The 22509-nt window shown below is 65.7% G+C and carries 21 protein-coding genes and 1 pseudogene; all 22 read left to right on the top strand.

The annotated features are described in order from the left end of the window. Window positions 1-15 precede the first annotated feature (15 nt). The 22 genes and pseudogenes from ELEN_RS08580 (at window position 16) to amrS (ending at window position 22453) form a co-directional block, all read left to right on the top strand. The gene (locus ELEN_RS08580; RefSeq protein ID WP_015760740.1) at window positions 16-444 is read left to right on the top strand and encodes an NfeD family protein; all 429 of its coding nucleotides are present in this window, start codon (window positions 16-18) and stop codon (window positions 442-444) included. 1 nt (window position 445) lies between these two features. After that, window positions 446-1390 (top strand): SPFH domain-containing protein, encoded by a 945-nt coding sequence (locus ELEN_RS08575; RefSeq protein ID WP_015760739.1) that lies wholly within the window; start codon window positions 446-448, stop codon window positions 1388-1390. Window positions 1391-1523: 133 nt separating this feature from the next. Beyond that, the gene (def, locus tag ELEN_RS08570; protein WP_015760738.1) at window positions 1524-2075 is read left to right on the top strand and encodes a peptide deformylase; all 552 of its coding nucleotides are present in this window, start codon (window positions 1524-1526) and stop codon (window positions 2073-2075) included. 2 nt (window positions 2076-2077) lie between these two features. After that, window positions 2078-3034, top strand: a complete 957-nt coding sequence (gene fmt, locus ELEN_RS08565) for a methionyl-tRNA formyltransferase (RefSeq protein ID WP_015760737.1) — start codon at window positions 2078-2080, stop codon at window positions 3032-3034. Next, window positions 3027-4448 (top strand): transcription antitermination factor NusB, encoded by a 1422-nt coding sequence (locus ELEN_RS08560; protein ID WP_015760736.1) that lies wholly within the window; start codon window positions 3027-3029, stop codon window positions 4446-4448. Before fmt ends, ELEN_RS08560 begins: the two co-directional genes overlap by 8 nt. A gap of 144 nt (window positions 4449-4592) precedes the next feature. Then, the gene (locus ELEN_RS08555; RefSeq protein WP_015760735.1) at window positions 4593-5918 is read left to right on the top strand and encodes a coproporphyrinogen III oxidase family protein; all 1326 of its coding nucleotides are present in this window, start codon (window positions 4593-4595) and stop codon (window positions 5916-5918) included. A gap of 257 nt (window positions 5919-6175) precedes the next feature. Continuing rightward, window positions 6176-6757, top strand: coding sequence for a helix-turn-helix domain-containing protein (locus ELEN_RS08550; RefSeq protein ID WP_015760734.1), 582 nt, complete (start codon window positions 6176-6178; stop codon window positions 6755-6757). A gap of 127 nt (window positions 6758-6884) precedes the next feature. Continuing rightward, window positions 6885-8666: an AMP-binding protein gene (locus ELEN_RS08545; protein WP_015760733.1), complete on the top strand. Its 1782-nt coding sequence runs from the start codon at window positions 6885-6887 to the stop codon at window positions 8664-8666. Next, the gene (locus ELEN_RS08540) at window positions 8663-9388 is read left to right on the top strand and encodes a hypothetical protein (protein ID WP_015760732.1); all 726 of its coding nucleotides are present in this window, start codon (window positions 8663-8665) and stop codon (window positions 9386-9388) included. Before ELEN_RS08545 ends, ELEN_RS08540 begins: the two co-directional genes overlap by 4 nt. A gap of 71 nt (window positions 9389-9459) precedes the next feature. Next, window positions 9460-9666: a 4Fe-4S binding protein gene (locus ELEN_RS08535; protein WP_015760731.1), complete on the top strand. Its 207-nt coding sequence runs from the start codon at window positions 9460-9462 to the stop codon at window positions 9664-9666. 3 nt (window positions 9667-9669) lie between these two features. After that, window positions 9670-10752, top strand: coding sequence for a 3-methyl-2-oxobutanoate dehydrogenase subunit VorB (locus tag ELEN_RS08530; RefSeq protein WP_015760730.1), 1083 nt, complete (start codon window positions 9670-9672; stop codon window positions 10750-10752). A 3-nt stretch (window positions 10753-10755) separates the two neighbouring features. Beyond that, a complete protein-coding gene (locus ELEN_RS08525) occupies window positions 10756-11604 on the top strand; it encodes a thiamine pyrophosphate-dependent enzyme (protein WP_015760729.1) in 849 nt (282 codons plus the stop codon). Beyond that, the gene (locus ELEN_RS08520; protein WP_015760728.1) at window positions 11601-12137 is read left to right on the top strand and encodes a 2-oxoacid:acceptor oxidoreductase family protein; all 537 of its coding nucleotides are present in this window, start codon (window positions 11601-11603) and stop codon (window positions 12135-12137) included. The genes ELEN_RS08525 and ELEN_RS08520 overlap by 4 nt, the downstream gene beginning before the upstream one ends. 218 nt (window positions 12138-12355) lie before the next feature. After that, on the top strand, window positions 12356-12907 hold the full coding sequence (locus tag ELEN_RS08515; RefSeq protein ID WP_015760727.1) for a helix-turn-helix domain-containing protein: 552 nt from the start codon (window positions 12356-12358) through the stop codon (window positions 12905-12907). A 12-nt stretch (window positions 12908-12919) separates the two neighbouring features. Then, on the top strand, window positions 12920-14593 hold the full coding sequence (locus tag ELEN_RS08510) for an AMP-binding protein (RefSeq protein ID WP_015760726.1): 1674 nt from the start codon (window positions 12920-12922) through the stop codon (window positions 14591-14593). A 225-nt stretch (window positions 14594-14818) separates the two neighbouring features. Further along, window positions 14819-15103, top strand: a pseudogene (locus tag ELEN_RS08505) (peptide chain release factor-like protein); the annotation flags it as partial. Between the two features lie 289 nt (window positions 15104-15392). Next, window positions 15393-16253 carry an aldo/keto reductase gene (locus ELEN_RS08500; protein WP_015760725.1) on the top strand — a complete coding sequence of 287 codons (861 nt, stop codon included), beginning with the start codon at window positions 15393-15395 and terminating at the stop codon, window positions 16251-16253. Between the two features lie 210 nt (window positions 16254-16463). Continuing rightward, window positions 16464-17855 (top strand): APC family permease, encoded by a 1392-nt coding sequence (locus ELEN_RS08495; RefSeq protein WP_015760724.1) that lies wholly within the window; start codon window positions 16464-16466, stop codon window positions 17853-17855. Window positions 17856-17978: 123 nt separating this feature from the next. Next, on the top strand, window positions 17979-18701 hold the full coding sequence (locus ELEN_RS08490; RefSeq protein ID WP_015760723.1) for a LytR/AlgR family response regulator transcription factor: 723 nt from the start codon (window positions 17979-17981) through the stop codon (window positions 18699-18701). A gap of 170 nt (window positions 18702-18871) precedes the next feature. Then, window positions 18872-20032: a putative ABC transporter permease gene (locus ELEN_RS08485; RefSeq protein ID WP_015760722.1), complete on the top strand. Its 1161-nt coding sequence runs from the start codon at window positions 18872-18874 to the stop codon at window positions 20030-20032. A 161-nt stretch (window positions 20033-20193) separates the two neighbouring features. Continuing rightward, window positions 20194-21618: an AmmeMemoRadiSam system protein A gene (amrA, locus tag ELEN_RS08480; protein ID WP_015760721.1), complete on the top strand. Its 1425-nt coding sequence runs from the start codon at window positions 20194-20196 to the stop codon at window positions 21616-21618. Beyond that, window positions 21611-22453: an AmmeMemoRadiSam system radical SAM enzyme gene (gene amrS / locus ELEN_RS08475; RefSeq protein WP_009307108.1), complete on the top strand. Its 843-nt coding sequence runs from the start codon at window positions 21611-21613 to the stop codon at window positions 22451-22453. Before amrA ends, amrS begins: the two co-directional genes overlap by 8 nt. Window positions 22454-22509: the final 56 nt, after the last annotated feature.

Below are 22509 nucleotides of genomic sequence, written 5' to 3'. Positions count from 1 at the left end.
AGAAAGGAGGAGCCCGTGAGCCCCTTCATCTGGTTGGCCGTGGCCGCCGTCATGGCCGTCGTCGAAGTCGTGTCGTTCGGCCTCATCACCATGTGGTTCGTCATCGGCGCGCTCGCAGCGTTCGCTGCGAACCTGCTCGGTGCCGACCTGCTTGTCCAGATCGTCGTGTTCCTGGTCGTTTCCGTCGTGTGCCTCGTGGCCCTGCGCCCCGTGTTCGTGAAGTACCGCGACCGCGGAAAGCAGGAGGAGCCCACCCATGTCGGGCAGACCGCCGTCGTGGTGGAGGACGTCGACAACGAGGGCCTCACCGGACGCGTGGAAACCGACAACCGCATGACCTGGGCCGCGCGTTCCGCCGACGGCTCGTTCATCCCCCAGGGCGCCGTCGTGCGCATCGTGGGGCAGGAGAGCGTGAAGCTCATCGTCGAAAGGAAGGTGTCCTAGCATGATCACCCTCGACCCGCTTCTGATCGCCATCATCGTGATCGTCGTGCTCGTGGTGCTGTTCTCGGTCACGTGCATCAAGATCGTCCCGCAGGCCGAAGCCGCCATCGTGGAGCGCTTGGGCTCGTACCTCGACACGTGGAACAACGGCCTGCACGTCAAGGTGCCGTTCATCGACCGCGTGCGCCCCTACATCTCGCTCAAAGAGCAGGTGTTCGACTTCCCGCCGCAGCCCGTCATCACGAAGGACAACGTCACCATGTCCATCGACTCGGTGGTGTTCTTCAGGATCATGGATCCGAAACTGTACACTTACGGGGTCGAAAGCCCGATCCTCGCCATCGAGAACCTCTCGGCCACCACGCTGCGCAACATCATCGGCGACTTGGACCTCGACACTACGCTGACCTCTCGCGACACCATCAACGCGAAGATGCGCGCCATCCTCGACGAGGCCACGGACGCCTGGGGTATCAAGGTGAACCGCGTCGAGGTGAAGAACATCACGCCGCCCTCCGCCATCCAGCAGGCCATGGAGAAGCAGATGAAGGCCGAGCGCGAGAAGCGCGAGGCGGTGCTTCTGGCCGAGGGCGAGAAGCAGGCCGCCATCACCATCGCCGAGGGCAACAAGCAGGCGCAGATCCTGTCTGCCGAGGCTGCGAAGCAGCAGGTGATTCTCGCCGCCGAAGCGGAGAAAGAGAAGCAGATCCGCGAAGCCGAAGGCGAGGCCGAGGCCATCAAGAACGTGCAGCAGGCCACGGCCGACGGCATCCGCATGGTGCGCGAGGCCGGCGCCGACAACGCCGTGCTCACGCTGCAGGCCTTCGAGGCGCTGAAGGCCGTGGCCAACGGCCGGGCCACGAAGCTCATCATCCCCTCCGAGATCCAGGGCATGGCGGGCCTTGCCGCCTCCCTCAAGGAGATCGTGGCGGACGACAAGCAATAGCCCTTCCCACCTCGCGTTTTGTGGAGCTTTCGGAAGTTTGCTGGACAAGGTGCGCCCGAAACCGGACAATACGAATCCGACGATAACCCGCGCCGCCCTGAAACGGGCGGCGCGTCCCATAATTCAGAAGGACGTGTTGACCGTGATTTCCATCGTGCAGTCCCCCAACCCTATCCTGAACCAGGTGTGCGATCCGTGCGACCTAGGCGATAAGAGCTTGAAGAAGCTGGCCAAGCAGATGGCGAAGGCCATGTACAAGAACGACGGTTGCGGCCTTGCTGCGCCGCAGCTCGGCGTGGCGAAGCGGCTCGTGGTGATCGACTGCGACCAGGAAGAAGGCGAGCAGAATCCCATCGTGCTGGTGAACCCCGTGCTGGTGGACACGCAGGGCGATCCGGTGGTGGCGGGCGAGGGGTGCCTGTCGTGCCCCGGCATCACGGTTCCCATCGCGCGCCCGCCGTTTGCGCGCGTGCGTTATTTCGACCTCGACGGCGAGGAGTGGGAGATCGAAGGCGACGATCTCCTCGGCCGCTGCCTGCAGCACGAGCTGGACCACCTCGACGGCATCACCATGTTCGAGCGCTGCGACCCGATGGCCCGCATCGAGGCGCTGCGCGACTACGAGATAGCGCTGGCCGCGGGCGCCCGCCCGGGGGAGACCTCGCTCGAAGCGCGGGTGCGCTAACCATGCGCGTCGTGTTCATGGGCACGCCCGCGTTCGCGGCGACCATCCTCGACGATTTGGCGGAGCAGCATGACGTGGCAGCGGTGTACACGCGTCCCGACGCGGTGCGCGGGCGCGGCAAGCGCTTAGAGCCCTCGCCGGTGAAGGCCGCGGCCGAGCGCCGCGGCTTGCGCGTGCTGACTCCGCGCACCCTGCGCGACGAGGCGGCGCAGCGCGAGCTGGCCTCGTTCGCCCCCGACGTGATCTGCGTCGCGGCCTACGGCGCCATCCTGCCGAAGGAGGTGCTCGACATCCCTCGCTTCGGCTGCCTCAACGTGCACGCGTCGCTGCTGCCGCGCTGGCGCGGCGCCGCGCCCATCGAGCGAGCCATCCTGGCGGGCGACGAGGAGGCGGGCGTGTGCATCATGCGCATGGAGGAGGGCCTGGACACAGGCGCCTACTGCGTGTGCCGCACCGCCATCGTCGACGGCAAAAGCGCCTCCGAGCTTACCGATGAGCTGGCCGACCTGGGCTCGCACGCCCTGCTCACCGCCCTCGTGCATGTCGAGCGCGACGCTGCCGAGTGGACGGAGCAGGACGAGGAGCAGGTCACCTACGCCTCGAAGATCGAGAAGCGCGAGCTGGACCTGTCGCCGAACGACGACGTTGCGCTCGCGGCGCGCAAAGTGCAGGCGTCGAGTGCGCCGCACCCGTCGCGCGCCGTCGTCGCCGGGCGCGGCGTCACCGTGCTCGAAGCGCACGCGCCCGAGGACGCGGCGGGTTGCGAGCTGGCGGCGGGCATCCGTCCGGGGGAGGTGCGCTTCGCGGGCAAGCGCCTGTTCCTCGGCATGGCGGACGGCGCGCTCGAGGTGGGCGCGCTCAAGCCCGACGGCAAGCAGACCATGGACGCGCGTTCGTTCGCCGCGGGCGTCCAGGGAATCAAGGACGGCGGCCTGACCTGGGAGGAACCCCATGCCTGAAGCACGTGAGACGCGAAAGCCCCAAGGCTACGCCGGACCTAAAAACCCTCCGAAGAAGCCGCGCTCGAAGGCGAGCCCCGCACGTTTGGCCGCGCTCGACGTGGTGCGCGCCGTGCGCGAGCGCGACGCGTTCGCGCAGGACGTCATCGGCACGCGCATCGACCGCTCCGACCTCTCGTCGGAGGATCGCGCGTTCGCTACGAAGCTGGCTCTCGGCGTGGTCAGCGCCACGGGCACGCTCGACGAGATCATCGATCGCGCGCTCAACGCGCCCAGCGACGTGAAACCCGACGTGCGCGATGCCTTGCGAGTGAGCACCTACGAGATCATCTTCCTCGGCAAGACGCCGCACGCGGCCGTCGACCAGGGCGTGGAGCTCGTGCGCTCCTTCGCGATGAGCGCGTCGGGTCTGGCGAACGCGGTGCTGCGCAAGATCGTGCTCATGCGTCAGGCGTTTCCCTTCGGCGATCCCATGCGCGACCCCGAGGCGCTCGCGCGCCTGCATGCGTTCCCCTTGTGGTTGGCGCGCAAGCTCATCGTCGACTTGGGGCCGCAGGAGGCTCTCGACTTCATGCGCGCCTCGAACGAGCAGGCGCCGCTGTTCATCGCCGTCAACGCGGCGAAAACCTCCGACGAGGCCCTGGTCAAAGCGTTCGACAAGCTGGACGAGGGGCTGGACCCGGTATCGGTGGACGGCGTGAGCGTTGCCGGCTGCTACCGTGTGCTCGACACACGCGCGCTGCTGCTTCCCGAGGTGAAGCGGATGTTCTCGCAGGGCAAGATCCTCGTGACGGACGCCGCTTCGCAGCTGGTGGCCGCCTCGGTGCTGCCTGAGCGGAAGCCCGCGTCGCTTCTGGAGGTGGGCGCCGGTCGCGCCACGAAGACGATCCTGCTGCAAAGCGATGCGACGCGCGCCTACGGCTCGCAGCTGGTCCTGTCTACGCTTGACAACCATGCGTTCAAGACGCGGCTTCTGCTGGAGCGCGCCGAGCGCTACGGCGCGGAGGTGGCCGAGGCGTTCACGGGCGACGCGCTGGAGCTGGACGCCGTGGTGGGGGACCGCGCCTTCGACGAGGTGTTCATCGACGCCCCGTGCTCGGGGCTGGGCACGCTGCGCCGCCATCCCGAGATCCGCTGGCGCATCAAGCCGGCCGACATCGTTGAGTTCGCGCGCGTGCAGCTGGGCATGCTGCAGGCTGCCGCGCCGCACGTGGCCCCGGGCGGCGCGCTGGCCTACGCCACGTGCACGGTAACCCGCGAGGAGAACAACGGCGTGGTGAAGGCCTTCCTCGAAAGCGAGGCCGGCGCGGGCTTCAAGCTGGCACCCGTCAACGGCCGCTCCTGCGTGGCCACGCGCCTCGCCCCCGGCTCCCCGGATGCTCACTTCGCCGTCCGCTTCGAGCGCATCGCGTAGGCGCGGCTGTCCTTGCGACGCTGCGGGCCCGGGGCATGCGCCCGGGCCCGTTTTTCTTTATGTACGAGGATAAATAGCGGGTGCAAACCGTCGGAAAAGCCTTACTATGGGTACCGAAATCTTTGAAGCGAATAGGAGACTTACATGCTTTCCGAGCGCATACTGTCGCGCCTGATCCATACCATGACCAAGCAGCATCTGGCTCTCAACCCCACGAGCGAGACCATGATGCCGTCCGCCAATCCCGGGCAGAAGTACATGCTGTACATGCACGTCCCTTTCTGCGAGCGCCTGTGCCCGTACTGCAGCTTCAACCGTTACCCGTTTCGCGAGGAGGTCGCCCGGCCCTACTTCGCGAACATGCGCAAAGAGATGCTGATGTTGAAGGATCTCGGCTACGACTTCGAGAGCATCTACGTAGGCGGCGGCACACCCACCGTCATGATCGACGAGCTGTGCGAGACGCTCGACATGGCTCGCGACAACTTCAACATCAGGGAGGTCGCCTCCGAGACCAACCCGAACCATCTGACGCAGCCGTGGTTGGACAAGCTGCAGGGTCGTGTGCAGCGTTTGAGCGTGGGCGTGCAAAGCTTCGACGACGACCTGCTCAAGCAGATGGACCGCTACGAGAAGTACGGCAGCGGCGACGTCATCCTGGAGCGCATCGCCGAGGCGGAGCCGTACTTCGACTCGCTGAACGTGGACATGATCTTCAATTTCCCCTCGCAGACCGAGGACGTTCTCATGGCCGACCTCGAGAAGATCGCGCTGTCCGGTTGCCGCCAGACCACGTTCTCTCCGCTGTACGTGTCGTCGGCCACTACGCGCAAAATGGCCGCTACGTTAGGCGCGATGGACTACGACCGCGAGTACCGTTACTACCAGATCCTCGACGGCGTGCTGGCCGGCGGCGACGACCCGCTGTTCGACCGCACCACGCTGTGGACGTTCACGCGCCCCGACAAGGCGGGCAAGCCGGCCGACGCGCCTCAGATCGACGAGTACCAGGTGAACTACGACGAGTATCCGGCCATCGGCAGCGGCTCCATCACGCACCTGAACGGCTGCTTGTACGTGAACAACTTCAGCATCAAAGACTACAACGCGGCCATCGAGAGCGGGCGCATGTCCATCATGGGCAAGACCGAGATGAGCAAGCGCGACCTCATGCGCTACCGCTTCCTGCTCGATTTGTACAAGCTGCGGCTCGACAAGCGCGCCTTCGAGCGCGACTTCGGCTGCAGCATCGAGACAGGTCTTCCCATGGAATTGGCTTTCATGCGTCTGAACAGGGCGTTTGAAACCGACAACGCCGAAGAGCTGACGCTGACGCCTATCGGACGCTACCTGACCGTGGTCATGTACCGCCAGTTCCTCAGCGGCATGAACAACTTGCGCGACCAGGCGCGCGCCGCGCTGACCGGCCCGGAGCGCGAGCTCCTGTTCGGCGACGGCGTTCCCGCGTAAGAGATTGTCATCCTGGGCGTAGGCCGTAATCGAAGGATTCCGTGCGGCATCGGCCGGGGCGCTTCCGGCTACCGCCGCACGGGATCCTTCGATTACGCAGCGTCGCTGCTCCGCTCAGGATGACAACTTGGGTCGCCGCCGCCATCGGGCCGCTTTTTTGTTTCCAAATGGTTTCGTCCTCCCCTGAATCGAAGCGGTTTGCTATACAATAAGTAAACTTTTATACCAACGATATACCAGAAGGAGGTCAAGCGAGCATGGAGCCGAACATCGAAGAGGTGGCTGGGCGAATTCGGGCGCTGCGCGAAGACCTCGATATCACCATGCAGGAGATGGCCGACGCGACGGGGCGCTCGGTGGCCGAGTACGCCGCACAGGAGTCGGGGCAGCAGGATCTGTCGTTCACGTTCCTCTACAAGTGCGCGCAGCGTCTGGGCGTCGACGTCATCGAGCTTCTGACCGGCGAGGATCCGCATCTGTCGGGCTATTCGTTGACCCGCGCCGCCGAGGGCCTGTCCATCAAGCGCCGTGCGGGCTTCGAGTACCTGCACAAGGCTCCTCATTTCAAGAACAAGCTGGCCGAGCCCTTCCTGGTGACGGCGCCGTACCTCGAGGAAGAGCAGGACGCGCCCATCCACCTTTCCTACCATAAGGGCCAGGAGCTCGACTACATCATCTCCGGCCGCATGCGCTTCGCCTACGAGGATCATATCGAAGAGCTCGAGGCAGGCGACCTTCTCATGTACGATTCCAGCCGCGGCCACGGCATGATCGCCACAGGCGGAGAGCCGTGCACGTTCCTCGCGGTGGTCATGAAGCCGAACGGGGAGATTATCTAGGCGCAGCGCCCCGGGCAGGCGGCGAGAAGCCGAACAAGCCCCCAGCGTATGCGCCCCGCATCCGATGATCCCATCCGTCTCGCGGCGGATCCTTCCGCTGCATCGATCTTCCGAGAAAGACACCATTATGAGAAACATCAACCTCCGCTACGTGAACGAGGCCTACGACGAGGACGGCGTGCTTTCCTCGTTCGAGGTGAGCTGTCCGGCAAGCTTCAACTTCGGCTACGACGTGGTCGACGACATCGCCGTGAACGACCCCGACCGCCGCGCCATGGTGTGGTGCAACCCCGAGGGCGAGAACCACGTGTTCACGTTCGCCGATATGAAGCGCTGGTCGGACAAGACCGCGAACTTCCTGGCCGAGCAGGGCATCGGCCGCGGCGACATGGTCATGGTCATCCTGCGGCGCCACTACCAGTTCTGGTTCGTGGCCACCGCGCTGGCGAAGCTGGGCGCCGTCATGGTTCCCGCCACCTTCATGCTCAAGGAACACGACCTGGAATACCGCCTGAACGGCGCGTCCGTCAAGGCCGTCATCGCCACATCGCTCGGCGACATCGCCGAGGTGTGCGACCGCGTGGCCGACGCGTGCCCCACGCTTGAGCGCCGCATCCTCGTGAACGGCGCGGGCGGCGGCCTCACGCCCGAGGACGCCGACGGCAACCTCGTGTTCCCCGACGACGGCCTGCCGCTGGGCGAGGCGCTGTCGGGGCCGGAAGGCGTGTGCGCGGCGGGCGTCGAGCGCGCCGGCTGGCTCGACTTCAACACGTGCGTGCGCGCCGCGTCCGAGGACTTCGAGCGCCGTGAGACGGCGGCGGCCGACCCTATGCTCATGTACTTCTCGTCCGGCACGTCGGGCAACCCCAAAATGGTGCTGCACGATTCCGAGTACGCCATCGCGCATCTCGTCACGGCGAAGCATTGGCACAACGTGGATCCCGACGGCCTGCACTTCACCATCGCCGACACGGGCTGGGGCAAGGCGGTATGGGGCAAGTACTACGGCCAGTGGCTTATGGAGGCGTGCGTGTTCACGTACGACTTCGACCGCTTCCACCCCTCCGAGATCCTGTCGCTCATCGGCGAGCACCGCATCACCACGCTGTGCTGCCCGCCCACGATGTACCGCATGATGATGACCGAGAACGTCGACGCCTACGATCTGAGCTCGCTCCAGTACTCCACGACGGCGGGGGAGGCCTTGAATCCCGATCTGTTCGATTTCTGGAAGGAGCACACGGGGCTCACCATCTACGAGGGCTTCGGGCAGACCGAGACGCCGCTGACCATCGCGAACCTGACGAACTCCACTCCGCGACCCGGCTCCATGGGCAAGCCGGTGCCGCTGTACAACGTTGAGATCCAGCGCGACGACGGCACCCGCTGCGCCGTGGGCGAGACGGGCGAGGTGTGCATCGACATCCACGAGAAGGCTGCCGGCATCATGCTGGAATACTACCGCGACCCCGAGAAGACCGCGGCCGCCATGACGTGCGGCTGGTACCACACCGGCGATACCGCGTGGTGCGACGAGGACGGCTACTTCTGGTACGTCGGGCGCAACGACGACGTCATCAAATCGAGCGGCTACCGCATCGGCCCCTTCGAGATCGAGAGCGTGCTTCTGGAACACGAGGCGGTGCGCGAGTGCGCCGTCACCGGCGTGCCCGACCCCACGCGCGGCAAGGCCGTGAAGGCCACCGTCGTTTTGGCCGAGGGTTTCGAGGGTTCCTCCGAGCTGACACGCGAGCTGCAGACCTGGGTGAAGCACAAGACCGCGCCGTACAAGTACCCCCGCATCGTGGAGTACGTGGACGCGCTGCCCAAGACCGTGAACGGCAAGATCCGCCGCGCAGCCATCCGCGAGTCGGACGAGGCGGCGAAAGCTCTGGAAGGCCTCGTATGATGATGGATGCGCCCGTGGCCGTGGTGTGCGGGCACTACGGCGTGGGCAAGACGAACCTGACGCTCAACATTGCGCTCGACGCGGCTGCGGGGGGACGCGCGGTCACGGTGATCGACCTCGACGTGGTGAACCCCTTCTTCCGCTCCAGCGACTACCGCGCGCTGCTCGACGAGCGCGGCATCCGTTTGGTCGCGCCCGTGTTCGCGGGCACGAACGTGGACGGACCCAGCTTGTCCGGCACCATCGAGCCGGCCATCGACGGCGCCCAGCGAGCCTGGCGCGACGGCGACGAGCGTCCCTTCGTGGTGATCGATGCGGGCGGCGACGATGCGGGCGCCACGGCGCTCGGGCGCTTCGCGCGCACGGTCGAGCAGGCTCCCTACGAGATGCTGTACGTGGTGAACCGCAACCGCAACCTCACGCAGGAGCCGGCCGAGGCGGTGGAGGTGCTGCGCGAGATCGAGGCGAAATCGCACTTGCGGGCCACGTGCGTCGTGAACAACACGCACCTGCAGCACGACACCGACGCCCAGGTCGTGGAGCAGGGCCTGCCGTTCGCGCAAGCGGTTGCGCAAGCGGCCGGGCTGCCCTTGGCATGCACCACGGTGCCCGCTGCGGCGGCGCGCCAGGTCGCCGACCGGGAAACTACCCACCGCGCGCCGAATGGGGATCGGCAAACGTACTATCCTGTGCAAGTATATGTAAGAACTCCCTGGGAATAGACAAGAGAGCTGCGCGCCGGACGCTCCAGTCCGGCCGTTTATGCATTCGGACGAGACGAGGAAGGCGGATCATGGCGAGAATCAGCGTAGACGACTCCTTCTGCAAGGGGTGCGGCCTGTGCGTCGACGCGTGCCCCGAGCAGATCATGGCGCTCGACCGCGACAAGATCACCGTGAAGGGCTACCATCCCGCGTACTGCACCGACCTGGACGCGTGCACGGGATGCATGTCCTGCGCGGTCATGTGCCCTGACGTTGCGATCACGGTAGAGAGGTAGACCATGGCAGAGAAAGTGCTCATGAAGGGTAACGAGGCTTTGGCGGAGAGCGCCCTGCGCGCCGGCTGCCGCTTCTTCTTCGGATACCCCATCACGCCGCAGACCGAGCTTGCGGCCTACATGTCCAAGCGCATGGAGAAGGTCGGCGGCACGTTCTTGCAGGCTGAAAGCGAGATCGCGGCCATCAACATGGTGTACGGGGCGGCTGCGGCCGGCGCGCGCGTCATGACGTCGTCCTCGTCGCCGGGCATCTCGCTCAAGGGCGAGGGCATCTCCTACATGGCCGGCGCCGACCTGCCGGGCGTCATCATCAACGTGCAGCGCGGCGGCCCGGGCCTCGGCGGCATCCAGCCGTCTCAGGCCGACTACTGGCAGGCCACGCGCGCGCTCGGCCACGGCGACTTCCGCGTGGTGGTGTACGCTCCGTCCACCGTGCAGGAGATGGCCGACTACGTGTACAACGCGTTCGACGTGGCCGACAAGTACCGCACGCCCGTCATGATCCTGGCCGACGGCATGCTGGGGCAGATGATGGAGCCCGTGGTCATGCCCGAGCCCGTCGACTCGCTGCCCGAGAAGCCCTGGGCCGCATGCGGCCACAAGCACCAGCGCCCCCATAACGTGGTGAACTCGCTGTACCTCACCGCCGAGGCCCTGGAGAACCTCAACGTGGAGCGCTACGAGCGCTACGCCGCCATCGAGCGCGACGAGCAGCGCGCCGAGGCGTTCATGACCGACGACGCCGACATCGTGGTGGTCGCGTTCGGCGCGAGCGCCCGCGTGGCGCGCAGCGCGGTGGTCGCGGCTCGCGAGAAAGGCGTCAAAGCCGGCCTCGTCCGCCCCATCACCCTGTGGCCGTTCCCCGTGGACGCCATCGAGGCCACCATCCCTCAGGCGAAGGCCTACCTGTCGGTGGAGATGAACATGGGCCAGATGGTGGACGACGTGCGCCTGACCGTGGCCGGCCGCCGCCCGGTGGACTTCTACGGCCGCACCGGCGGCGTCATCCCGACGCCGGTGGAGGTGCTGGCCAAGCTGGAAGCCATGAACGAAGCAATCGCCGCATCCGCGAAAGGAGGGGAGTAGGCCATGGCCGACAAGGAAATGAAAGTCGTGTTCGAGCGACCCCATGCGCTCCTGCCCGTCGTCGCCAACTATTGTCCTGGGTGCTCCCACGGCATCGTCAACCGTCTTGTGGCCGAGTGCCTCGACGAGCTGGACGTGGAAGGCTCCACCGTGGGCATCGCGCCCGTCGGCTGCACCGTCACGTCCTACGACTTCTACGGCTGCGACATGATCGAGGCCGCGCACGGCCGTGCGCCGGCGGTGGCCACCGCCGTGAAGCGCGCGCTGCCCGACGGCGTCGTGTTCGCCTACCAGGGCGACGGCGACCTGGCGTCCATCGGCATGGCCGAGACGGTTCATGCGGCCACGCGCGGCGAGAACATCACCGTCGTATTCGTGAACAACGCTATCTACGGCATGACCGGCGGCCAAATGGCTCCCACGAGCCTGCCGAACCAGGTGACCCAGACCTCTCCCTACGGCCGCAACACCGAGACGGCCGGCTTCCCCATCCGCGTGTGCGAGCTTCTGAGCTCGCTCGACGGCGTGGCGTACCTCGAGCGCGTCACCGTCGACTGCCCGAAGAACGTGCGCAAGGCGAAGAAGGCCATCAAGAAAGCGTTCCAGACCCAGATCGACAAGCGCGGCTACTCGCTCGTCGAGATCGTGGGCACGTGCCCGACGAACTGGGGCATGACGCCGCAGGACGCATTCGCCTGGATGAACGAGAACATGCTGCCGTACTATCCCTTGGGCGTGTACAAGGACGTGGTGGCCGAGGGCCACGCGAACGCGGCCGAGGCGGCTTCGGCTCGCAACGCCGCCTGCCCCATCGCGCACCCCGACCCGCAGGTGGAAGGAGGCGCACGATGAGCCGTTCCGTCAACATGGTGCTGGCCGGCTTCGGCGGCCAAGGCGTGCTGTTCGCCGGCAAGCTGATCGCCTATGCCGGTCTGCTGGAGGATCGCGAGGTGTCGTGGCTGCCTTCCTACGGCCCCGAGATGCGCGGCGGCACCGCCAACTGCAGCGTGTGCCTGTCCGACGATCCCATCGGAAGCCCGCTCGTGCTCGCCCCCGACGTGCTCGTTGCCATGAACCAGCCGTCCCTCGACAAGTTCGAGCGCAGCGTGGCCGAGGGCGGCATCGTGGTGGCCGACTCCACGCTCGTCCAGCGCATCCCCGAGATCGAGGGCGTGCGCATGTGCGCCATCCCCGCGACGGCCATGGCCGAGGAGGCCGGCTTCAAGAAGCTGGCGAACATCATCCTGGCCGGCAAGCTGTTCGCCGAGACGCGCTTCTGCGAGGAGGAGACCCTCTGGAAGGCCATCGAGAAGTGCGTGCCCGCGAAGAAAGCGGCGATGCTCGACATGAACAAACGAGCCCTGCAACTGGGAATCGACGCATGATCGTTCCGACGGCCTGCCGGCCGTCGGAACTGCTCGACGCTGCGACGCGCAGCTAGTCCCCGTAGGGGGCGGCTTTCCGTGGCGCTCGATCTTGGCGCTCCAAGCCCTCGTCGCGTACCCAAGGTACGCTTCCTCGGGCTTTCGCGCCAATCTCGGGCACCACGGAAAGCCTCGCTGACCGATTTGGAAATGTACGCGTTAGAAAGTGTAGGATTCGCATGGTAGCTGAACTGGCCGAGATCGGCCTGCGCATCAAGGGTCTGCGCGAGGCGTGCGACGTCTCGCGCGAGGACATGGCGGCCGAGCTGGAAGTGCCGCTGGAGACGTATGTCCGCTGGGAGGAAACCGGCGACGACGTGCCCATTTCGGCCATCTACCACATGGCGCACCACTTCGGCGTGGAGTTCACGGAGATCCTCACGGGCACCGCGGCCAAGCTCGACACGTACCAGGTGGTGCGCTGGGGCGAAGGGCGCGAGGTCGACCGTTATCCGGGATACCACTTCGAGGATCTTGCGTGGCGCTACACCGGCAAGATCATGCAGCCGCTGCTCGTGGTGCTCGATCCTTCCGACGAGCCCGCGAAGCTCGTGACGCACACCGGTCAGGAGTTCAATCTCGTCATCGAGGGCACCGTCGTGGTGACGTGGGCGGACAAGGAGTTCGAGCTCAACGCCGGCGACAGCATCTACTTCAATCCGGAGCATCCGCACGGCCAACGCTGCGGCGGAGATATCCCTGCAAAATTCGTGACGATCATCGCAGAGTAGGAAGCACAGCCCGTGAACCATATCCTGAAAAAATACTGCCCCCGCATCGAGTTCGATTCGTACGAGGACTTCTTCGAGAACTTCAAGATCGACGTGCCCGAGGCGTTCAACTTCGGCTTCGACGTGGTGGACGAGTGGGCTCGCGTCGATCCCGAGAAGCGTGCGCTCGTATGGTGCGACGATCGCGACGAGGAGCGCACCTTCACGTTCGACGACTTGTCGAAGCTGTCGAACCGGGCGGCCAACGCGTTTCGCAAGCTCGGCATCGGCAAGGGGGACGTGGTCATGATGATCCTGCGCCGTCGCTGGGAATACTGGGTGTGCGCCGTGGCGCTGTGCAAGCTGGGCGCCACCATCATCCCCGCGTCGTTGCAGCTGACGAAGAAGGACATCGTCTACCGTGCCGATAGCGCGCAGGTGAAGGCGGTCGTTTGCGTGAACGACGAGTACGTATGCGGGCAGATGGAGGAAGCGCTGCCTGAATCGCCGTCCATCGAGAACCGCATCATCGTGGCGGGCGAGCGCGACGGCTGGACGCCGTTCGACCAGCTGATCGAGGGCGAGTCCGACGAGTTCGAGCGCCCGAGGGGCGAGGCGGGCGTCACGAGCAAGGACATCATGCTCATCTACTTCACGTCAGGCACCACGGGCATGGCGAAAGCGGTGTGCCACAACTTCGCCCACCCGTTGGGCCATATCATCACCGCGAAGTACTGGCAGCAGGTGGAAGAGGACGCGCTGCACATGAGCGTGACCGACAGCGGCTGGGCGAAGTTCGGCTGGGGCAAGATCTACGGCCAGTGGATCGCCGGCGCCACCGTCTTCGCCTACGACATGGACAAGTTCGTGCCCACGAAGCTGCTGCAGAAGATCCAGGACTACAAGCTGACCACGTTCTGCGCGCCGCCGACGATGTACCGCTTCATGCTGCAGGAGGACGTGAGCGCCTACGACCTGTCGAGCGTGCACAACTTCGCCACGGCGGGCGAGCCGCTGAACGCCGAGGTCACGTTGGCGTGGGAGCGTTTGACGGGCAAGAGGATCCGCGAGGGCTTCGGCCAGACCGAGGGTCCGGTGCTGCTGGCGACGTTCCCGTGGGTCGACCCGCGTCCGGGTTCCATGGGCAAGCCTTCGCCGCTTTTGAACATCAAGCTGCTGGACGACGACGGCATCGAGGTGCCCGACGGCGAGGAGGGCGCCATCTGCGTGACGGGGCTCAAGGAGGCGTACCCGCCGGGACTGTTCGTGGGGTACTATCGCGACGAGGAGCGCACGCGCGAGGCCGTGGGCGGGGAGTACTACAACCTGCACGACATGGCGTGGCGCGACTCCGACGGCTACTGTTTCTTCGTGGGTCGCAACGACGACGTCATCAAGTGCTCGGGTTACCGCATCGGGCCCTTCGAGGTGGAGAGCGCGCTCGTGGAGCATCCCGCCGTGGTGGAGTGCGCCGTCACGGCGGCGCCCGATCCCATCCGCGGCAAGGTGGTGAAGGCCACCGTCGTGTTGGCGCGCGGTTACGAGCCTTCCGACGAGCTGGTGCGCGAGCTGCAGAACCACGTGAAGCACACGACGGCGCCCTACAAGTATCCGCGCATCGTGGAGTTCGTCGACGAGCTGCCCAAGACCATCGGCGGCAAGATCAAGCGCAAGCTGATCAGGAACAACGACGGCATCGAGGATTAAGGGGCCGACCTGCCGGCGGCGCCGGCGGTCGGCAGGTCGACTTTGCATCATCGCCCGAAAAACACGCTTGCAGGAGCGATTCCGTGTTTTTCGGGCGATGATGTGCGTTCGCGGGCGTCGTGCTATGATGCGATCATGGGTCACGATGAGCCGACATACCGCGACTACGCCGTCTGGGCGCGCCAATCGCTCGAGGATATCGCGCGCGACTGCCACGTGCAGGCGTTCCGCGCGAGCGGGCCGGGAGGCCAGTGCGTGAACACAACGGACTCGGCGGTGCGCATGACGCACGTGCCCAGCGGCATGACGGTGACGTCTCACGAGTCGCGCAGCCAGTTCCGCAACCGCCAGCTGTGCTTGCAGAAGCTGCGCGACCGGTTCGTGCGCGAGGCCGTGCCGCCGAAGGCGCGCCGCGCCACGAAGGCGACCCGCGCCTCCAAGGAGCGCCGTCTCGCCCAGAAGCGCCGGCGCTCCCAAACGAAGGCGCAGCGCGGCCGCGTCGACGAGTGACGCAGGCGATCAGCCAGTGCGTTCCCTCCGTGGTTGGGCGTCCTCCCGCGGAGCCGGGTTGCCGCAGCGTTTCCTGCCAAATTTTCTATTTCGGCGTACGTCGCCGTCGTGACTCGGACTGGTCGAGCGGGCGCGAAGCCGCCCGCGCCGGCGGGGTAACGCTTGCGTGTCCTTCCTTCTACGAGCGCGCTACGGTTCGGCGACCGCGCGCTGCGCAGGCGTATCGTGGACGAGTAACGACGGTTCACGCCGCCCGTCAGCGGCGGCGTATGAGTGATAAGGAGCACGCATGGCGGATTTGCAAAGCCCGAAGGATCGTATCACCCTGCGAAACGGATACGGCATTCCCTGCCTGGGGTTCGGCACGTGGAAGATGCCCGATGGGGAAGTGGGGATCGATGCCGTTCATCAGGCTCTTCATGACGGGTATCGCCATATCGACACGGCGGCAGCCTACGACAACGAGGGCACGGTAGGCAAGGCGCTCGCCTCGGGAGGCATATCGCGCGAGGACCTGTTCATCACCACGAAGGTGTGGAACACCGATCGCGGCTACGATGCGACGCTCAAGGCGTTCGAGGAATCGCGTGCCAAGCTGCACCTCGACTACGTCGACCTGTACCTCATCCACTGGCCCGCTGCGCAGGGCGCCGAGGCCGAATGGCAGCGCACGAACCAGGAGACGTGGCGCGCGCTCGAGACGCTCTACCTCGACGGGCTCGTGCGCGCCATCGGCGTGAGCAATTTCAAGCCCCATCATCTTGAACCGCTTATGGACGCGGCCGATATCCTGCCGATGGTCGACCAGATCGAGCTGCACCCCGGCTGCAACCAGGAGGTCACGCGCGAGTTCTGCAACCGCCACGATATCGTGGTGGAGGCGTGGTCGCCGCTGGGCTCGGGTCGCGTGCTGGAAAACCAGCTGCTCATCGACATCGCTGCCAGCTACGGCTGCACGGTGGCGCAGCTGTGCCTGCGTTGGTGCCTGCAGCGCCGTGCCATCCCTCTGCCGAAGTCCACGGACCCGGCGCGCATCGCCGAGAACGCGCGCATCTTCTGGTTCGACATCACCGACGAGGACCTGCAGCGTATCGACGAGCTGGATCCTCTCGGCCAAAGCGGTCTCGATCCCGACACCATCGACTTCTAAACCTGCTCGGAAAGCCCGCGAAAGCGGGCTTTCCTTTTTGCGGAGCTTGCGGCGTTCGATGCGAAAACACCTGGCCGACAGGCTGGCAACGCATCGGCAAGGACGGTCGGGTCTTCCAGCGCCCTTCCGGGCTCTGCCGTATCGTGTATCGGGTACGTCTCGGCGCTTGCGCGCCGGACATCCGAGTGGCCTGGCGAAAGGAGCGGCTGCATGGTGGATAAGGCTCACGGCGGCGCGAAGCGCGCCTCGTCCGACGCGAGCGCCGGCAGGCAGCCGGGCGGGCAGAAGCTTGCGCGCGTGCTCGGCGTGCCGGACATGATTGTGTACGGGCTCATCTTCATGGTTCCCATCGCGCCAATGGGCATCTACGGCGGCGTGTTCTCGGAGTCGGGCGGCATGCCTGCACTCGTGTATCTCGTGGGCACGCTGGCCATGGTGTTCACGGCGCTGTCCTACGGCATGCTCATCCGCGAGTGGCCGGTGGCGGGCTCGGTGTACGCCTACACCTCGCGCGGCCTCGGCAAAGGCATTGGTTTCGTCACGGGCTGGACGCTGCTGCTCGATTATCTGTTGATTCCCTTGCTCATGTACGTGGTTGCCTCGACGGCGCTGTCCGGGCTCGTGCCCGAAGTGCCCCCGTGGGCGTTCGCCGTGGCGTTCGTGGCTGCGAACACGTTCGTGAACGTGCGCGGCATCGGACTCACCGATATCGTGAACCGCGTGGCGCTTGTGCTGGAGATCCTCGTGCTGCTCGTCTTCGTCGTGCTGGGCGTTCGATGGCTGCTCGCCGACCCTTCGTCGCGCGGTTTCTCGCTCGACCCGCTCTTCAATCCCTCGACGTTCGACCCGAACCTCGTCATGAGCGCCGTGTCGTTGGGCGTGCTGTCGTTTCTGGGCTTCGACGGCATCGCCACGCTGTCGGAGGAGGCGAAGGACGGCCGACGCGGCCCGGGTCGCGCCATGATGGCATCGCTGGTCATCGTGGGTGCGCTGTTCGTGCTGCAGACCTACATCGCGGGCTGCATCAGTCCCGACGGCGCCGCGTTCGCGGGCGACTCGGGCAACGCCTTCTACTTGGTGGCGCAGGTCGTGGGCGGACGCTGGCTGTACATCGTGTGCGCCGTTGCCACGGCGCTGGCCTGGGGAATCTTCACGGCGTTGGCCGCTCAGACGGCCGTGTCGCGGATACTTTTCGCCATGGGGCGTGCCGGCGGGCTGCCGAAGCCGTTGGCCAAGATCCATCCGAAGTACCATACGCCCTACGTCGCCTCTCTGTTCGTGGGAGCCCTCACGCTCGTGCTGGTGCTGACGTTCGGCAGGCTGGGCACCGACACCATATCCCTGTTCGTGAATTTCGGAGCGCTCTCCGCGTTCCTCATGCTACACGTTACCGTCATCGGGTACTTCTTCATCAAGAAGCGCGACGGGCGCTGGGCGGCGCATTTACTGTCTCCCTTGTGCGGCATCGCGGTGATCGGATACACGTGGTGGAGCCTCGACGTGCCGGCGAAGGTGCTCGGCCTTATCTGGATGGCGGCGGGCATAGCGTACTACCTCGTGCTGCATTACGGCTTGAGGCGCGATGTCGAGCTGGACGGGTAGTTTTCATCGTCACGTTATCCCAGCTGCGAAAACGGCGCTTTTCGCGTCGTAACCGGTTCTGGACAATATAACCCTCTTCATCGGACAATATAGCGACACGTCGAAAACTGAGGAGGTTCCGGTTTGAGGATAGCGATCTGCGATGATGACGGAGCGCTGCGAAGCGATCTGCGCAGTGCGCTGGACCGGTCGCTGGCAGGGCGTAACGTTCGGGCTCGGTACCAGGAGTACACGGCCGGCGAGCGCCTGGTAGCCGATGCGGCGAACGGAGATCCGTTCGATCTGGTGTTCCTCGACGTGTACCTCGAAGGCGTGGACGGCGTGTCGGCGGCCCGCGCGTTGCGCGCGGTGGACGCGGCGGTTCCCATCGTGTTCCTCACCGTCTCGCGCGAGCATGCGGTGGAAAGCTACGAGGTGCGTGCGACCGACTACCTCATGAAGCCGCTCGACCCGGCCGCCATCGAGCGTGTCCTCGATCGGGTTCTGCCTGCGAGCGAGCCTCGACTGGCGTTTCGGGTGGGCGCATCGCGGCGCTATTTCGCCTTCGGCGACATCGTGTATCTGGAAAGCCGCGATCATTCGGTGCTGCTGCACACCGCGGACGGAGCCTGCCATCGCGGCTTGGCCAAGCTCGACGACGTGCAGCAGGATCTGAACGATCCCCGCTTCCTGCGCTGCCATCGCAGCTGTTTGGTGAACATGGACTACATAGCCGACGTTTGCGACGATTTCATTCTACGCGACGGAACATGCGTGCCGGTACGCGTGAAAGAGCGTCGCAAGATGCACGAGGCCTATCACCGCTACTTCGTCGATGCCCTATGCGAGGGCCGCGCCGAAGCCTAGGCGCGGCCCTCGCATAGCTTTTCCCCGTTGCGGCGTTCGGCGTTTCGCGAAGCCGCCCTTCCGCAGCGCTCGTTCTCACGTTACGATACCGTTACAGCCGCGTGGCGGGTGGAGGACGGCGCGTACGATGTGCGCGCGGTATCGTCAACGACCGAGGAAAGGAATCTTGCATGAACGACACGGTGAACGAGGAAGGTCGCCTCCCGGTGCCGCTCAAGGTATTCGGCGTTCTCAGCATAGTAGGAGGACTCGCTTCCCTCGGCGACCTGGCGCCGGTGATCTTCTCCTTCGTGCAAGGCGTCGGCGGCGGCACGTACCGAACGGCGTCCATCGTCATCTTCGCCGGTCTCATGGCGGTGCTCACGTCATCGGCCGTGCTGTTCGTGTTCTTGGGCGTGCGGCTGCTGCGCAATCGCCGAGCCCACGCGGCGCAGGCGGCGAACACCCTCGCGGCGCTCACCGTGCTGGCCGTCATCGGCACGCTGATGCTGTTCGGCTTGTCTGCGCACCACATCGGCTACCTCGTTCAGATCGTCATTCTCGTCGCGGTGACCAGCTATCTCGACCCGCAGTTGCACGAGGAGCGCCGGCTACAGCGCAAGCTCAAGAAGATGGACAAGGAGCAGCGCTCGGAAGAGAGGAGGTTGGCGCGCGAGCGCAAGCCGAAAAAAGGGTTCATCACGCTGAACTTCTTCAACCTGTTCTGGATCTTCGTGGTGTGCTGCGTGCTGGGGCTCATCATCGAGGTGCTGTTCCATTTCGCGCTATACCATGAGTATCAGGATCGCGCTGGGCTTCTGTTCGGGCCGTTCTCTCCCATCTACGGTTTCGGCGCTCTGCTCATGACCATCGCGCTCAACCGTTTCCACGACAAGCCCGTGTGGGTGGTCTTCCTCGTGAGCGCCGTCATCGGCGGTGCGTTCGAGTATTTCACGAGCTGGATCATGGAGTTCTCGTTCGGCATCCGCGCATGGGACTATTCGGGCACGTTCTTGTCCATCGACGGACGCACGAACTTCGTGTTCATGGTGATGTGGGGCGTGCTGGGCGTGGCGTGGATCAAGCTTCTGCTGCCGCGGCTTTTGAAGTTGATCAACCTCATTCCGTGGAACTGGCGCTACGCGGTGACGGCCGTATGCGCGGGGCTCATGCTGGTGGACGGCGTCATGACCGTGCAGTCCATCGACTGCTGGTACGCGCGATCGGCGGGCAAGGCGCCCGACACGCCCATCGAGGAGTTTTACGCGAAGCATTTCGACAACGCCTACATGGAGCACCGCTTCCAGACCATGACCATGGATGTGAACGACGCCGCTCGAGCCGATCGGTAAGCGCGGCGATGCGCGCGTCCGTCAACGCTTGCGTATCGAATGGGCGCATGCGGCGGTAAAGGACAGGAGCGGCTGTTCGCAGGGTGTACAATCGAACCATTGAAGGGCGCACACGTTCGAACGTTCGAGCGCCCGGTCGAAGCTTGCGGGAAGGAGCTCTCATGGGAATCGTCGCCGCGTACGCCGTGCCGCATCCGCCCCTCGCCATGCCCGAGGTAGGCCGGGGCCAGGAGCGCGCCATCCAGGACACCCTCGACGCGTATCGCGAGGTGGCGCGCCGCATCGCTGCCCACGCGCCCGAGACAGTCGTCGTGGTGTCGCCCCACGCCCCGCTGTTCCGCGACTGCTTCCATCTGTCCACGGGCGACTTCGACCGCGGCGACATGGGGCGCTTCGGCGCATGGGACTCTTCCATGACCGTGCAATACGACGGCGAGATGACGGCCGCCATAGCCGCGTGCGCGCGCAAGCACACGGTGCCGCTGTGCGGCAGCGGCATGGGCGGGAAGGATCTCGACCATGCCACCATCGTGCCGCTGCATTTCGTGAACGAGGCATATTCGACGTACCAGGTGGTGCGCATCGGGCTGTCGGGCCTCTCGCCCCAGACGCACCTCGCGCTGGGGCGCTGCATCGCCGAGGCGGCCGCCGATCTGGATCGCAGCTGCGTCCTCATCGCCAGCGGCGACTTGTCCCATAAGCTTGCGAGCGACGGCCCGTACGGCTACGCTCCGCAGGGCCCCGTGTTCGACCGTATGGTCACCGCGCTGTTCGATGCGGGCGATTTGAGCGGTCTGCTGGAGATAGACGAGACGTTCGGCGAGGAGGCGGCGGAATGCGGCCTGCGCTCGTTCTGGATCATGGCGGGCGCGTTGGAAGGCCTTCCCATCTCGCACGAGCTGCTCAGCTACGAAGGCCCCTTCGGCGTGGGTTACGCGGTGGCCGCGTTCGAGGTGCAGGGCTCGGCCGGCGACGGCGCCGTGCGGACCGCGGTTGACCGCGATGAGGATCGCAGCGGTGCGCGCGACGCAGCCGCGAACGATGCGCCGGTCGACCCGTACGTTGCGCTTGCCCGCGCCAGCGTCGAAGGGTTCGTGCGCACGGGCAACCCCATAGCGGTGCCCGACGGCCTGCCGCCCGAGCTGTCGGACAAGCGCGCCGGCGTGTTCGTGTCGCTGCACGAACACGGCGAGCTGCGCGGCTGTATCGGCACCATCTCGCCGGTGACGGGCAGCACGGCCGCCGAGATCGTGCGCAACGGCGTGGCGGCGGCTTCGGAGGATCCGCGCTTCCCGCCCGTGCGCCCCGACGAGTTGGACGCGCTGTCGTATTCGGTGGATGTGCTGTTCACGCCCATGCCCGTCGAGTCGATCGACCAGCTGGACCCGGCCCGCTACGGTGTGATCGTGACGAAAGGCTGGAAGCGGGGGCTGCTGCTGCCGAACCTCGACGGCGTGGACTCGGCGCAGCAGCAGGTGGACATCGCGAAGCGAAAGGCCGGCATCGACCTGTTCGACGACGACGTGGAGCTGGAGCGCTTCGAGGTGGTGCGCCACGAACGCGGGGGAGAGCCGCGCCGTGGCTGACGGGCGCGCCGTGTGCGGCGTGTGCCCGCACGCCTGCGCGCTTTCCGAAGGACGGCGCGGGCTGTGCAGGGCGCGCGTTGCCTACGGTGGACGGGTCGTCGACGAGAATTACGGGCGCGTGACCTCGATCGCGCTCGATCCGGTGGAGAAGAAGCCGCTCGCGCGGTTCCGCCCGGGCTCGACCGTGCTGTCGCTGGGAAGCTACGGGTGCAACCTGCGCTGTCCGTTCTGCCAGAACGCGGATATCGCCTGCGCGGGCGCGGAGGATGCGGCATGGCGCTACGTGGCGCCCGAAGAGGCGGTCGGCCTGGCGCTGCGGGCCCGCGATCGCGGATGCGTAGGCGTCGCGTACACGTACAACGAACCGCTCGTGGGTTACGAGTACGTGCGGGACGTCGGACGGCTCGCGAGCGAGGCGGGGCTTGCGAACGTGCTGGTGAGCAACGGAATGGTGAACGAAGAGCCGCTTACCGAGCTCCTCGGCATCGTGGACGCGGCAAACATCGACCTCAAGGGGTTCACGCAGGGATTCTACGATACGGCGGGCGGCGACCTGTCCGCGGTCAAGCGCACCATCGAAACGCTGGCGGCCGATCCGACGTGCCACCTCGAGGTGACGACGCTCGTCATCCCCGGGCTCAACGACGATCCCGACGAAATCGATGCGGCAGCGGCTTGGCTGGCATCGCTCGATCCCGCCATCCCGTACCATCTCACGCGCTTCTTCCCGTGCCATCGGATGCTCGACCGGCCTCCAACCCCCGTGTCCGCGCTCCATGCGCTGGCGGATGTGGCGCGTCGCCACCTGAGCGACGTACTTTTGGGGAATTGCTGAACGATACGCAACATTTCGGAACGCGCGTCCTCGTCGCGGACAAATGCGCTATCATA

Origin of the sequence: Eggerthella lenta DSM 2243, from assembly GCF_000024265.1 — a bacterium.
GTDB lineage: Bacteria > Actinomycetota > Coriobacteriia > Coriobacteriales > Eggerthellaceae > Eggerthella > Eggerthella lenta.
This window is presented reverse-complemented; position numbering and strand designations above follow the sequence as displayed.